Source organism: Arthrobacter sp. B3I9 (genome assembly GCF_030816935.1).
GTDB lineage: Bacteria > Actinomycetota > Actinomycetes > Actinomycetales > Micrococcaceae > Arthrobacter.
In genome coordinates this window covers 127,693-140,479 of sequence record NZ_JAUSYO010000001.1, presented here as the reverse complement: position 1 = coordinate 140,479, position 12,787 = coordinate 127,693, and the positions used below count along the sequence as shown (strand labels likewise).

Genomic DNA, 12,787 nt, shown 5'->3' with positions numbered 1-12,787 from the left:
ATTGTCACATCCGCGGAGGGTCTAGGCAAGTCATGTCCGCAATGTGTCGCACCTGTTTCCCCGGTTGCCCTATCAGTTGGCGTCGCTTCAGCCCGGGTTTAGCAACTACAAGTGACAGGGCAACCGAACCGGGCGGCGGTGACTGGGCCGGCTACTCGGCGTCGAACATGATGACCTGGCGAACGGCCTTTCCGTCGGCGAGCTGGTCCATGGCCTCATTGATCTCGGCCAGGCTGATCCGCTTGGAGATGAGTTCCTCGACCGGCAGCTTTCCTTCGCGCCAGAGCTGGGCGTACTTGGGGATGTCCCGGGACGGCACCGCGGAGCCGAGGTAGCTGCCGACGATGGTCCGCGCTTCCGCAGTTACGGTCAGGGGCGAGATCGATGCCCGGGCCTCCGGCGAGGGCAGGCCGGCGGTGATTGTTGTTCCGCCGACGGCGGTGGCGGCGAAGGCGGTCTCGAAGGCGCGGGGGTTGCCGGCGCATTCGATGACGTACCGGGCCTTAATGCCGTCCTCGAGGACCTGCTGCGGGGTGAACGCCTCGTGGGCGCCCAGCCGGCGGGCATGCTCGAGTTTCTCCTCGAGGGTGTCGACGGCGACGATCCGGGACACTCCTTGGGAGATGGCAGTGATCAAGGCGGCCATGCCGACGCCGCCCAGCCCCACGATCATGACGCTGTCCTCCGGGCCAGGGCGGGCTGCGTTCAGGACGGCGCCGCCGCCGGTGAGCACGGCGCAGCCGAGTACTGCGGCGATGTCCGCCGGGATGTCGTCGCCGACCGGAACAGCCGAGGCCCGGTCCACCACGGCATGGGTGGCAAATCCTGAGACACCCAGGTGGTGGTGCACCTTTTCGCCACCGCGGCCCAGGTGGACCGACCCGTGCAGCAGGGTTCCCTCATTGTTGCTTTTCGATCCTGCGGTGCACGGAAGCCGGCCGTCCGCGGCGCAGTTTCCGCATTCCTCGCAGCGCGGCAGGAAGGACATGACCACGCGCTGGCCCGGCTGGAGGTCCGTGACCGCGGAGCCGACCTCGACGACGCGTCCTGCCGCCTCATGGCCGAGCAGCATCGGCACCGGGCGCACCCGGTTGCCGTCCACAACACTCAGGTCCGAATGGCAGATGCCGGCGGCTTCGAGCCGGATGAGGATCTCCGTGGGTCCGGGGCCGTCCAGCTCCAGCTCGGAAATGCTGATCGGCCTGGAGTCCGCGAACGGCCGCTGCCGGCCGATCTCCTCAAGAACTGCACCCGTGATCTTCATCGATCCCTCTCGTCGCCCCTTGGTGGTTGGTGTGAACGTTAGTCGTCACCTGTCCCAGCGTCCATTTGGCAGAGCCCCTGCCCTGGACTGCCCGGTGACGGGCCCGGGACATGGAGCTGGCCCGGGCATCCTGCCGACCGCGGGTGAGCATGTCCATTTTTCCGGCCCGCTGGTGGACTGGGTGCCACTATGTCCAGTGCCCGCGGCCAGGGGAGGGCATGCCCCGTTGGACTCTTATCCCGGAGGCGTAACGTGCAGGCCCGTGGGGTGCGCTTCCCGCGGCTGGCGATACGCTGGAGGCAGATCCAGAGTTCCGCGGAAAGGACGATCATGAGCGACTTCGACACTGTCACCGTGTCTGCTATTCCCGAGGGGGCCACTGTCCTCGATGTCCGCGAGGACTACGAATGGGTGGCTGGCCACGCAGAAGGCGCCCTGCACATCCCGCTCGACCAGCTCCCGGCCCGGCTCGAGGAACTGGACCCGGACGAGGACCTGTACGTCATCTGCCGCACCGGCGGGCGCTCCTTCCGGGCCGCCCAATGGCTGGTGGGCCAGGGATACTCCGCGCTGAACGTGGCCGGCGGGATGGACCAGTGGCTGGAAACCGGCAAGCCCCTGGTGGCCGACAATGGGCTCAAACCGGTAGTCCTGTAAGCGAAGAGAGAAGAGCCGATGCCCGCTTCCCCCGTTACCTACACCTTCCTCGGGCCCGAGGGAACTTTCACCGAGGCCGCACTGATGCAGGTGCCGGATGCGCGGGACGCGAAGCGCATCCCCGCGTCCAACGTGAACTCGGCGCTGGACAGGGTGCGGGACGGTTCGGCTGATGCGGCGATGGTGCCGATCGAAAACTCGGTGGAAGGCGGCGTCACGGCAACCCTCGACGCGATTGCCACGGGCCAGGAGCTGCGCATCCTCCGCGAGGCCCTGGTCCCGATCAGCTTCGTGCTGGTGGCACGCCCCGGCATCCGCATCGAGGACGTCCGCCGCATCTCCACCCACGGCCACGCCTGGGCGCAATGCCGGCTCTGGGTCGACGCCAATATTCCCAATGCGGAATACATCCCCGGCTCCTCGACGGCCGCGGCTGCGATGGGCCTCCTTGACGAAGACCCGCACTACGACGCCGCGATCTGCGCGCCCATCGTCGCCAGTGAGCAGGCCGGGCTGGCCGTCCTCGCCGAGAACATCGGTGACAACCCGGGCGCCGTGACCCGCTTTGTCCTGGTGGGCCGGCCCGGGTCGCTGCCGGAACCCACCGGTGCGGACAAGACCACCGTCGTGGTGCCGCTGCCGGAGGACCGCCCGGGTGCCCTGATGGAGATCCTGGACCAGTTCGCTACGCGGGGCGTCAACCTCAGCCGCATCGAATCCCGGCCCACCGGCCAGTACCTTGGGCACTACTTCTTCAGTATCGACGCGGACGGCCACGTGGCCGATGCCAGGGTCGCAGATGCACTTGCGGGGCTGCACCGGATCAGCCCGGCGACCCGGTTCCTTGGTTCCTACGGCCGGGCGGACGGGCAACGGACAGCCGTGTCCCCGCACACCTCCGATCAGGCATTCCGGGCCGCACATGCATGGGTAAAAGATATTCTTGGGGGAGCATCTGTGGTTCCGGAATATACCGGCAACGCTTCGCCCAGAGCGTAGCCGAATGCCCCTCCGGGCACTTCCACGCCTACCCAACAGTGCGTATGCTTGCCTGATCCATATTGGGGGAAGTCCCCTAACGGAGGGAGCAGGTCATGTCAGGTACCAGCACCGAAAACGACGGCCAGGGAATGATTGTGAACCCCAAGCCGAGGGCTGATAACCAGGACTGGGACGGCGACGACGCCGACCGTGCTGACCGGCTGCGCTTCGAGGAAGAGCAGGCCATGATCCGCGAGCAGTCCGAGGCCCGCGCCGCCAAGGCCGCCGCGGAGGCCAAGAAGTCCGCAGATGCTGCAAGGGCTGAATCGAAAAAGAAAGCCAGCGCCTAGTCTCCCGCGCCGTCCTTGACCCGCACCAGCAGTGAACCCGGTGCCACCTGCACCGTCACGGTAGTTGCCTCGCCCGAAGGATCGCCGTCGATCTGGGTGGCCATCGGTTCCGCGCTCCGGATAGTGACTTTGCCGGAGCGGTAGTAGGTCATCACCGGCAGGTTCCGCTTGTGCTTGAGCACGATTTTCGTATACATCGCCAGCCAGCCAATTGCGCTGCGCGGGCTCATCACCACCACGTCCAGCATTCCGTCGTCGATCATGGCCCCCGGGATGAAGTCGATCCCGCCGGGAATCAGCCCGCAGTTGGCGAAGAGCACGCTGCGGATTTTCCGGCCCTGTTCCGGCTGGTCATCGAGGGCGATGGAAACCTTCTTCCGGCGCCCGGGAAGGTGGCGCACTCCGGCCTCGGTATAGGCGAGCCAGCCCACGGCCTTCTTCAGGCCGTCGTTGGTGTCGCCCACGATCTCGGCGTCCATACCGATTCCGGCGATCACCAAGAAGGTATGTTCCGCCGACTTCCCCGTCCGCGAGTTGGCCACCCGCATCCGCGCCGTATCGATGAACCGCTGGTGGCCGAAGAGGGCGGTCTGCACGTTGCCGGACAGGTCGTTCACGTCCAGGTGGATGTTGCGCGCCAGGAGGTTGCCCGTGCCGAGCGGAATCAGTCCCATGGCGATGTCCGTGGTGGAGAGGTACTCGGCCGCCACGCGTACCGTCCCGTCGCCGCCGCCCACCAGCACGACGTCGGCCCCGAGGTCCGCCGCTGCCCTGACCTGCGAGAACCCGGGGTCCTCCGCCGTCGTCTCGAAAAAGCGCGGAGGTTCCCAGCCGGCTGCGGCGCACGCATTTTCGATCAGGACCCGGGCCTCGGCGGATTTGGCCTTGATGGGGTTCAATACGACCGCCACTTTTTGCTCGCCCATGCCGGGGCTGTGGGTTTGCTCCCAAACCGCGCTGCGGGTGTGCCTGGCCTTGAGCCTGCGCACCCCCCACCAGCTGGAGAAGGCGAACGCCAGGACTCCAGCAATGATGAGGTACAGCAGCCAGTCGCGCATTGTGCTCCAACACTAACCCGCCGCTGCCCTCCGGCCTGATTGCCAAGTAATGTGTACCGGATTGGTTAGTCTTGTCTGGTGATCGACGTAAAAGACCTCAGCGAAAATCCGGACAAGTTCCGTGCCAGCCAGCGCGCCCGCGGCGCCGATGAATCCGTGGTGGACGCGATCATCGCCGCGGACTCCTCCCGGCGCGCCGCCCTGATCCACTTCGAGGACCTGCGGGCTGAGCAGAACGTCTTCGGCAAGAAGGTGGCCCAAGCCAAGGGCGAGGAGAAACAGGCCCTGCTGGCGGAGGTCAAGGTCCTGGCGGCAGCAGTAAAAGCAGCCTCCGCCGAGGCCGACGTTGCACAGGCCCGACAGGAAGGGCTGGTCCGGGCGATCCCGAACCTCATCGAGGACGGCGTCCCCGCGGGCGGCGAGGATGACTACGTCGTCCTGAAGACGGTGGGCGCGCCCCGCGAATTTCCCGACTTCAAGCCCAAGGACCACCTGGAGATCGGCGAGCTGATCGGCGCCATTGATATGGAGCGCGGCGCCAAAGTGTCCGGCTCGCGGTTCTACTTCCTGCGCGGCGTCGGAGCCCGGCTGGAAATGGCGCTGCTGCAGATGGCCATGGAGCAGGCTATCGACGCCGGGTTCATTCCGATGATCACCCCCACCCTCGTCCGGCCGGAAACGATGCAGGGCACCGGTTTTGATGTAAAGCACGACGCCGAGATCTACCGCCTCGCCGAGGACGACCTTTACCTGGTGGGCACCTCGGAAGTGCCCCTGGCCGGTTACCACGCGGATGAGATCCTTGACCTCTCCGCCGGGCCGATCCGTTTTGCCGGGCAGAGCTCCTGCTACCGGCGGGAAGCCGGCTCGCACGGCAAGGACACCCGCGGCATCATCCGCGTCCACCAGTTCAACAAGGTGGAGATGTTTGTCTACACCACCGTGGAAGAGGCGGCCGCGGAGCACGCCCGCCTGCTGGCCTGGGAAGAGGACATGCTGGCCAAGTGCGAGCTGCCGTACCGCGTGATCGACACCGCCGCCGGCGACCTGGGCAATTCCGCTGCCCGGAAGTTCGACTGCGAGGCCTGGGTCCCCACCCAGGGCGCCTACCGCGAACTGACCTCAACCTCCAACTGCACGACGTTCCAGGCGCGCCGGCTCAACATCCGCGAACGCGTCGTCAACGAGGAGGGCGTGCCCAAAGGCACCCGCGCCGTCGCCACGCTCAACGGAACCCTGGCAACCACCCGCTGGATCGTGGCCATCCTCGAACACCACCAGAACCCGGACGGCTCGGTCAACGTCCCCGCGGCGCTGCAGAAGTACCTCGGCGGGATGACGGTCCTCCCCGTCCTCTAGGAGCGGCGGAACCGCCGCGGAACGTTCACGATCCATTCACCGTGCCTGTGGCGTGGATCCTAGCGGGCCCCGGAGGCGTCTGCTCTACTAGAAAGATGACAACATTGACTGAAGCCTCAGTCGCCGGCAACGATGACCGGCGAGAACAAGAACAGAACAACTCAACCAACGGCCACAAGCTGATGGTCGCGCTCGACGTCGACGGCACCCTCGTCGACCACGACGGCCACATGTCGGTTCCCGTCCGGGAAGCGGCCCAGGATGTCGTGGCTGCAGGCCACCACGTCACCATCGCCACGGGACGTTCGCTCAACGCCACGCTGCCGATCATCGAGCACATCGGCATCGACAACGGCTATGCCGTCTGCTCGAACGGCGGGGTCACCCTGCGGCTCGACTCCAGCCTGGCCGAAGGCTATGAGGTCATTCACAAGGCCACCTTCGACCCGGGCCCCGTGCTCCGCGCGTTGCGGAAGCGGCTTCCTTCGGCCAAGTACGCCCTTGAGGATGAAGAAGGAAACTTCCTCTCCACCGAACGGTTCCAGGACGCCAGCTTCGGCGTGGAGGCAGTCGGCGTCGACTTCCAGACCATGCTGGAGGCCACCGCCGTTCGCGTGGTGGTGTTCAGCGCGGAGAACACACCCGAGGAATTCAACACAGCCATCCGCCACATCGGCCTGGCCGGCGTGACCTACTCGGTCGGCTGGACGGCCTGGCTGGACATTGCCGCCGCCGGCGTCACCAAGGCCACCGCTTTGGAGCACCTCCGCAGCACCTTGGACATCGAGGCGGACCGCACGGTCGCCGTCGGCGACGGCCGCAACGACATCGAGATGCTCACCTGGGCCGCCCGGGGCGTGGCCATGGGCCAGGCGCCGGAGGAAGTCATCGCCGCCGCGGACGAAGTCACCCATTCCGTGTACGACGACGGCGCCGCCCACGTGTTGCGGAGCCTCCTGCAGTAATAAGGGCGCCGGCTTCCCTCGCCGGGCTTCCCTTCCGGCGCCGGGACGCGCGCTTGGCGTGCGCGAAGGACTAGCGGACCTCGAGGATCAAGCCCAGCAGGCGGGCCGCCGCGGGCCGCGCCGCATGCTCCTCGTTCCACTGCGCCCGGGCAACGGCCTTGCTGACCGCCTGGGTGGTGATGCCGAGTTCCTCTGCGACGGCCTTTTGCTGCCCGCGGACGCCCGGGGTCAGCAGGTCCAGGACCCGCCATTCGGCCTGGCTCCGGTCGTGGACGATGTGGCCCAGCAGCCGCAGCACGGCCTCTGATTCGGCGGCGAGGTCAGCCAGCGGGCCCTCGACGGCCACCGGGACCCGGTCCTTGCCGCTGCGCAGCCGGTCCACCGCGCGCCGGGCGTAGACCAGGCCGTGACCGGAAGCGTCCTTGATCTGGTTCGGCAGCGGTTCGTTTACGGGGCCGACGCCGATCCCGACGTACCAGCTGCCGCTGCGCAGCGCGATCATCGCCGCCTCGACGGCCTGGTGCGCCGAGTCGACAATGCCCTGCACCTCGTCCTCCACCGAGCGGTCGAAATCGAGGCGCGCCGGAATGTGCCGCAGGTCCTTGAGGAGCTGCGGCACGCGGTCGCCGTCGCGCCGGCTGTCGGTTTGGTTGATGGTCAGCGTGAACATACTGATCAAACACTACCCGCTGGTAATCCGGAGGCAAACGGGGTCCGGGGGAGCCGCCGCGGGCTTGTGTCGCGTCCGGGGACGTGTTGCGATGGAGGACACGCCGCCGCCGGGGGCGGAGGAAAGCGAGGACAGCCGTGACCAGCGACGTGACCAGCGAAACGGAAAAGAACCTGGGAAAGGATGGCCGGCCGGGACAGGCCGGCGGCGGGGAAGGGCAGCAGAGCGCCCCGTCCCCGGGTTCCCTGGACGACGCCGCGCTCGAGCTGGTGGACCGCTGGTGGCGGGCCGCCAACTACCTGTCCGTCGGGCAGATCTACCTCCGTTCCAACCCGCTGCTGCGGGAACCCCTCAGTGCTGCGGACACCAAGTCACGGCTGCTCGGCCACTGGGGCACGACGCCCGGGCTGAACTTCATTTACGCCCACCTGAACCGCGCCATCCGCCGTGACCGGCAGGAGATGCTCTTCATCGCCGGACCGGGCCACGGCGGGCCCGCCGTCGTGGCCAACGCGTGGCTTGAAGGTACTTATTCGGAGATTTACGGCGGGGTGGGCCAGGACGAGGACGGCATGGCGGAGCTGTTCCGGCAGTTCTCCTACCCCGGCGGGATCCCCAGCCATGCCGCGCCCGAAAGCCCGGGTTCCATTAACGAAGGAGGCGAGCTCGGCTATTCGCTGGCGCACGCCTACGGGGCTGTTTTCGACAACCCCGGGCTGGTCGCCGCGGTGGTGATCGGAGACGGCGAAGCGGAAACGGGTCCGCTGGCCGCAAGCTGGCACTCGCACAACTTCCTGGACCCGGCAGCGGACGGCGCGGTGCTGCCCATCCTGCACCTGAACGGCTACAAGATAGCGAACCCCACCATCCTGGCCCGCATGCCCGAAGCCCAGCTGGAGCAGCTGTTGCGCGGCTACGGGCATGAACCGCACTTCGTGACCGTGTCCGACCCGGACGACACCGCGGCCGCGCACAGGGCTTTCGCCGAAGCCCTGGACGAGTGCCTGGCGGAAATCGGGGCGATCCAGGCAGAGCGCCGGAGCGACGGCGGTGCCGGGGGCACCGGCGGTGCCAGCGGCGACACTCAAGGCGGCGCGGGGGACGGCGCGGCGCGCTGGCCCATGATCGTGCTGCGTTCACCCAAGGGCTGGACCGGACCGAAAAAGGTCGACGGGCAGCAGGTGGAAGGAACATGGCGCAGCCACCAGGTTCCGCTAAACGAGGTCCGCACCAACACGGAACATCTTGCCCAGTTGGAGCAATGGCTGAAGTCCTACCGGCCCGAGGAGCTCTTCGATGAACAGGGCAGGCTGAACCCGGACATCGCCGTCAACGCTCCGGACGGCGGGCTGCGGATGAGCGCGACGCCGCACGCCAACGGCGGGCTGCTGCTGCGCCCTCTTAAGCAGCCCGCTTACGCCCGGCACGCCGTCGACGTCCCGGAGCCCGGCGCCGAACGCATCAGCCCTATGATCACCCTGGGCTCCTGGCTCCGCGACCTAATCAGCCTGAACCCGGAGACGTTCCGGCTGTTCGGCCCGGATGAGACCGCCTCCAACCGCCTGCAGGACGTGTACGAGGTCACGGACAAGGTGTGGCAGTACCGGATCGACCATCTGGACGAGCACCTTGCCCGCGCCGGCCGGGTGATGGAGGTCCTCAGCGAGCACCTCTGCCAGGGCTGGCTGGAGGGTTACCTCCTGACGGGACGCCACGGCGTCTTCAACTGTTACGAGGCGTTCATCCACATCGTGGACTCCATGTTCAACCAGCACGCCAAATGGCTCAAGGTCTCCCGCGAGCTGCCCTGGCGGCGGCCGGTGGCCTCGCTGAACTACCTGTTGTCATCCCACGTCTGGCAGCAGGACCACAACGGCTTCTCGCACCAGGATCCCGGCTTCATCGACCACGCGGTCAACAAAAAGGCGGAGGTCATCCGGGTGTACCTGCCGCCGGATGCCAACACGCTGCTCGCAGTGATGGAGCACTGCCTCAACTCCCGCGACTACGTCAACATCGTTGTCAGCGGCAAGCAGCCTTCGCCCGCCTGGCTTGGCCCGGCGGAGGCCTCAGAGCACTGCCAGCGCGGACTCGGGATCTGGCGGTTCGCCGGCTCGGAGGTGCCCGGGGAGGAACCCGACGTCGTCCTGGCCTGCGCGGGCGACGTCCCCACCGTCGAAACCGTCGCCGCCGCGGAACTGTTGAAGCAGGGAGCACCCGGTCTGAAGGTCCGCGTGGTCAATATCGTGGACCTGATGCGCCTGCAGGATGCCAGCGAACACCCGCATGGCCTGTCGTCCCGGGACTTCGACGGCATCTTCACGGCGGACAAGCCCGTGATTTTCGCGTACCACGGTTATCCCGCCCTGATCCACCGGCTCACCTACCGCAGGACCAACCGGGAGGGCCTCCACGTGCGCGGCTATAAGGAGGAGGGCACCACCACCACTCCCTTCGACATGGCCATGCTCAACGGCATCGACCGCTTCCAGCTTGCTATCGACGCGATCGACCGGGTTCCCGGGTTCGCCGAGAAGCATTCGCTGCTGCGGCAGGCGCTCCAGGACAGCCGGATACGCGCCCGGGCCCACACCCGGGAGCACGGCGAGGACGCAGCAGAAATACGGACATGGTCGCTGCATTCCGAGTAGCCGTGCCGGCCGGTCCGAGTCCGGGGCGTAGTCGGGGCGTAGCCGTGCCGGCCGCTAGACGCCGTTGAGCTCGGACAGGCCTCCCGCAGGCAGATGGATCCAGCCCTCGGAGAGCGCGGCCTTGGCGTGGCTGACTTCGGGCCGCAGGGTCCTTCCCAGTGCGACCGCCCTCGCGGTGAGGGAGGCGATAAGGGCGTCGAACAAATCGTCTGAGGCGGCCAGCCGGTCTGCGGATCCGGCCAGATCCAGCCAGGGTGCTGCCCGCGCCAGGCCGTCGAGGAGCAGGGCCAGCCGCTCCGCTTCCGTTGCGCCCCGGCCCTTATAGCCGCGCGCCAGCAAACCCCACAACTTCAGTGAAGCGGCGGGGTAGACCTCGGCCAGCCGGCCGCTGCCGTCCCTGGGCTGCGGTCCCACGTCCCGGGCGATCTTCGCCTGGAGTACGGCGCAGCGCATCGCCGGATGGGCCAGCCTGTCGGCGGACACGCTAAGCGGAATCAGGCCGGTACGGGCGGTGACGAATCTGTCCGTGTCCCGGTAGGCCAGCAGTCGGCGGCCCGCGATCCCGTCATGGTCCAGCACGGGGTGCGCATCGAAGTTCAGGTGCCCGGCCAGGAAGGGGAGGAAGGCGTCCGGCCAGCCGACGGGGCAGTCGACGCCTGTCATGCCGGCGCTGCCGAAGAGCCGGAGGATTTCGTCGTCGTCCACGTCCAGGGCCAGGTGCTCCAAACGCGCAGCCGTGCCCGTCCATTCCAGGACGGCCACCGCGGTTTTCTTGGTGGCGGCGGCCAGGTCAACGCCCAGAGTCCTCACGGGAGTTCGCCCGGGAACGGGGTCAGAAGCATGCGAGCAATGTAGCGTCCGCCCACTCAGACCGCACGGTACTTGAGTGCGCCGGGGATCCCGCCCTGTCCCTCCAGGCCCTCGCCGGACGCGAACCGCGCCCAGACCGCACGGAGGGCCCGGCCCCGGGCATTGATTTCCTCCCACGTGGCACCCTCGAGCAGCCCGGCTCCTTCCCAGGTTCGCTGGTCGCCGAACAGCAGCGGCAGATCCACGGTGTGCGCGGCCCGGTAGAAGTTTCCCGGCGCACCCCAGGTCAACACGTAGCTGTACGCCGTGCCCCCGGCCCGAGCGTGCCGGCGGGCAAACCTCCGGGCGGATTTCCCATAGACGGCTTCCGTCACGGCCCAGTTGAGGGCTTTCACGACGGCGGTGCCAAGGACGGGGACCGTGGCCAGGCGGCCGACAAAGCGGCTCCGTGGCATGAACAGGCGCGCTTCATCGGACGTGTGCCCGATCAGGACCTCGATTTCCGGGGCCACGGCATCCCAGGCGGCATCGATTCCGGCTTCTGCCGGCAGCGGCGCGTGTCCATACTGCGTGCCGAACGGCATGGCCGCCATCAGCCCGAACTTGCGGGCCGCCTGTGCAACGGTGTCCTCGACCGCGACGACGTCCATGGCGGGCGTGTTCTCGGTGACGCTTTCCGCCGCGATGCCCATGGCGGCGTTCATCTTGTCCCTGCCCCTGGCGATGCCCAGGGGTGCGCTCTGGATGATGGCGCGCTGGAAGAGGGCGGGGGCCTCGGGCGTCGCCATCAGGTGCGCGACGGCGTCACCGCCCGCGGACTGCCCGAACGCCGTGACGTTGTCCGGATCGCCGCCGAAGGCGCCGATGTTGCGCTGGACCCAGCGGAACGCTTCGAGCTGGTCCAGGAGGCCGAGGTTGGCCGGACGGCCGGTGCCCGCGGCGAGGTAGCCGAAAAGGCCCAGGCGGTACGTCACGGAAACCACGATGACCCGGTTTTCGGCCACCAGGGCCTTGGCATCGAAGATCGCCAGGTCCCCGGAGCCGGAAGTATAGGAGCCGCCGTGCAGCCACACCATGACGGGGACGCGTTCGTTGTCCGACAGGTCCACCGGGAGGGTGATGGAGAGGCACTGGCAGTCCTCGCTGCCGGGCAGCTCGCCGTAACGGGTGCCCAGTACGTCATCCAGGAACGGCACGGGTGCCTGCGGGCAGGCCGGGGACAGCGACGTGGCGCTGAACGGCGCGGTCCAGTCAGGCGCGCTCGCCGGTGCCTGGAACCACCCCGCGGTGGCGTAGGGGATTCCGGTGGCGCGGAGCACGTCGCCGTCCCGCCATCCGCGGATCGGGCCGCAGGGCGGGTTGAAGTCAGGCTCGGCGTTCATAGGGCAACGATTTCACAGATTCTCGGGGCTCCAATGACAAACGACGACGGCGGGTGCGCGGTTCTTCCGAACCGGGCACCCGCCGTCGTACTACTTCCCTCCCCGGTAAGCCCGGGGTGTAGGAAAAGGAATCAGTGTCCTGCTGAGGGCACGTAGCGCTTGATGGAAGCCTCGAGTTCGGCCTCGGCGGCGGCGCGGTCGCCCCAGCCCTCGGCCTTGACCCACTTGCCCGGCTCCAGGTCCTTGTAACGGGTGAAGAAGTGCTCGATTTCCTTGATCAGGAATTCGCTGACGTCGCTGATCTCGTTGATGTGGTCGAAGCGGGCGTCGGCCGGGACGCAGAGGACCTTGGCATCCCCGCCGCCGTCGTCCGTCATGTTGAACACGCCGATGGGGCGGGCTTCAACGATCACGCCGGGGTGCAGGTCGAAGTCCTGGAGGAGAACCAGAGCGTCCAGCGGGTCGCCGTCCTCACCCAGCGTGTTCTCGAAGAACCCGTAGTGGGTGGGGTACTGCATGGAGGTGAACAGGACGCGGTCCAGGCGGACGCGGCCGGTTTCGTGGTCGACTTCGTACTTGACGCGAGATCCCTTGGGGATCTCGATGGTCACGTCATGCTTCATGGAATGCTCCTCGACGG

At 67.4% G+C, this 12,787-nt stretch carries 12 protein-coding genes; 6 read left to right on the top strand and 6 right to left on the bottom strand.

The features are described 5' to 3' along the window. Nucleotides 1–151: 151 nt before the first annotated feature. Complete coding sequence (locus tag QFZ65_RS00705; protein ID WP_306907448.1) at nt 152–1,264, bottom strand: alcohol dehydrogenase catalytic domain-containing protein; 1,113 nt, start codon at nt 1,262–1,264, stop codon at nt 152–154. 330 nt (nt 1,265–1,594) lie between these two features. Between QFZ65_RS00705 and QFZ65_RS00700 the strand changes: the two genes are divergently transcribed. The 3 genes from QFZ65_RS00700 (at nt 1,595) to QFZ65_RS00690 (ending at nt 3,252) form a co-directional block, all read left to right on the top strand. Beyond that, nucleotides 1,595–1,921, top strand: coding sequence for a rhodanese-like domain-containing protein (locus tag QFZ65_RS00700; RefSeq protein WP_306907446.1), 327 nt, complete (start codon nt 1,595–1,597; stop codon nt 1,919–1,921). A gap of 18 nt (nt 1,922–1,939) precedes the next feature. Beyond that, on the top strand, nt 1,940–2,920 hold the full coding sequence (gene pheA, locus QFZ65_RS00695) for a prephenate dehydratase (protein ID WP_306907444.1): 981 nt from the start codon (nt 1,940–1,942) through the stop codon (nt 2,918–2,920). A gap of 95 nt (nt 2,921–3,015) precedes the next feature. Continuing rightward, complete coding sequence (locus QFZ65_RS00690; RefSeq protein ID WP_306907442.1) at nt 3,016–3,252, top strand: hypothetical protein; 237 nt, start codon at nt 3,016–3,018, stop codon at nt 3,250–3,252. On the opposite strand, the gene QFZ65_RS00685 is transcribed toward QFZ65_RS00690, so the two are convergent. Then, nucleotides 3,249–4,310 carry a diacylglycerol kinase family protein gene (locus tag QFZ65_RS00685; RefSeq protein ID WP_306907440.1) on the bottom strand — a complete coding sequence of 354 codons (1,062 nt, stop codon included), beginning with the start codon at nt 4,308–4,310 and terminating at the stop codon, nt 3,249–3,251. The genes QFZ65_RS00690 and QFZ65_RS00685 overlap by 4 nt on opposite strands. A 78-nt stretch (nt 4,311–4,388) precedes the next feature. Here QFZ65_RS00685 and serS point away from each other — a divergent pair, with 78 nt between their 5' ends. Both serS and QFZ65_RS00675 read left to right on the top strand, forming a co-directional pair. Then, nucleotides 4,389–5,669 carry a serine--tRNA ligase gene (gene serS, locus QFZ65_RS00680; protein WP_306907439.1) on the top strand — a complete coding sequence of 427 codons (1,281 nt, stop codon included), beginning with the start codon at nt 4,389–4,391 and terminating at the stop codon, nt 5,667–5,669. A gap of 95 nt (nt 5,670–5,764) precedes the next feature. Beyond that, entirely contained in the window at nt 5,765–6,634 is an 870-nt protein-coding gene (locus QFZ65_RS00675; protein ID WP_306907438.1) for an HAD family hydrolase, read from the top strand. Between the two features lie 70 nt (nt 6,635–6,704). Here the strand turns inward: QFZ65_RS00675 and QFZ65_RS00670 are convergent, their stop codons facing one another. Next, nucleotides 6,705–7,304 (bottom strand): hypothetical protein, encoded by a 600-nt coding sequence (locus QFZ65_RS00670; protein ID WP_306907436.1) that lies wholly within the window; start codon nt 7,302–7,304, stop codon nt 6,705–6,707. A 245-nt stretch (nt 7,305–7,549) separates the two neighbouring features. On the opposite strand from QFZ65_RS00670, the gene QFZ65_RS00665 reads away from it, so the two are divergent. Then, nucleotides 7,550–9,955 carry a phosphoketolase gene (locus QFZ65_RS00665; protein ID WP_373427622.1) on the top strand — a complete coding sequence of 802 codons (2,406 nt, stop codon included), beginning with the start codon at nt 7,550–7,552 and terminating at the stop codon, nt 9,953–9,955. A gap of 54 nt (nt 9,956–10,009) precedes the next feature. Here the strand turns inward: QFZ65_RS00665 and QFZ65_RS00660 are convergent, their stop codons facing one another. From QFZ65_RS00660 to QFZ65_RS00650, 3 genes are all read right to left on the bottom strand, one after another. Beyond that, entirely contained in the window at nt 10,010–10,765 is a 756-nt protein-coding gene (locus QFZ65_RS00660) for a DUF429 domain-containing protein (RefSeq protein ID WP_306907431.1), read from the bottom strand. A 56-nt stretch (nt 10,766–10,821) separates the two neighbouring features. Further along, a complete protein-coding gene (locus QFZ65_RS00655) occupies nt 10,822–12,147 on the bottom strand; it encodes a carboxylesterase family protein (protein ID WP_306907430.1) in 1,326 nt (441 codons plus the stop codon). Nucleotides 12,148–12,278: 131 nt separating this feature from the next. Beyond that, nucleotides 12,279–12,770, bottom strand: a complete 492-nt coding sequence (locus QFZ65_RS00650) for an inorganic diphosphatase (RefSeq protein WP_306907427.1) — start codon at nt 12,768–12,770, stop codon at nt 12,279–12,281. Nucleotides 12,771–12,787 lie beyond the last annotated feature (17 nt).

What these genes read in the sequence shown, in the direction of transcription:
- QFZ65_RS00675 (WP_306907438.1), top strand. Translation starts at nt 5,765, where the DNA reads ATGACAACATTGACTGAAGCCTCAGTCGCCGGCAACGATGACCGGCGA.
- QFZ65_RS00690 (WP_306907442.1), top strand. Translation starts at nt 3,016, where the DNA reads ATGTCAGGTACCAGCACCGAAAACGACGGCCAGGGAATGATTGTGAAC.
- QFZ65_RS00705 (WP_306907448.1), bottom strand. Translation starts at nt 1,264, where the DNA reads ATGAAGATCACGGGTGCAGTTCTTGAGGAGATCGGCCGGCAGCGGCCG.
- QFZ65_RS00700 (WP_306907446.1), top strand. Translation starts at nt 1,595, where the DNA reads ATGAGCGACTTCGACACTGTCACCGTGTCTGCTATTCCCGAGGGGGCC.
- QFZ65_RS00670 (WP_306907436.1), bottom strand. Translation starts at nt 7,304, where the DNA reads ATGTTCACGCTGACCATCAACCAAACCGACAGCCGGCGCGACGGCGAC.
- pheA (WP_306907444.1), top strand. Translation starts at nt 1,940, where the DNA reads ATGCCCGCTTCCCCCGTTACCTACACCTTCCTCGGGCCCGAGGGAACT.
- QFZ65_RS00655 (WP_306907430.1), bottom strand. Translation starts at nt 12,147, where the DNA reads ATGAACGCCGAGCCTGACTTCAACCCGCCCTGCGGCCCGATCCGCGGA.
- QFZ65_RS00685 (WP_306907440.1), bottom strand. Translation starts at nt 4,310, where the DNA reads ATGCGCGACTGGCTGCTGTACCTCATCATTGCTGGAGTCCTGGCGTTC.
- QFZ65_RS00650 (WP_306907427.1), bottom strand. Translation starts at nt 12,770, where the DNA reads ATGAAGCATGACGTGACCATCGAGATCCCCAAGGGATCTCGCGTCAAG.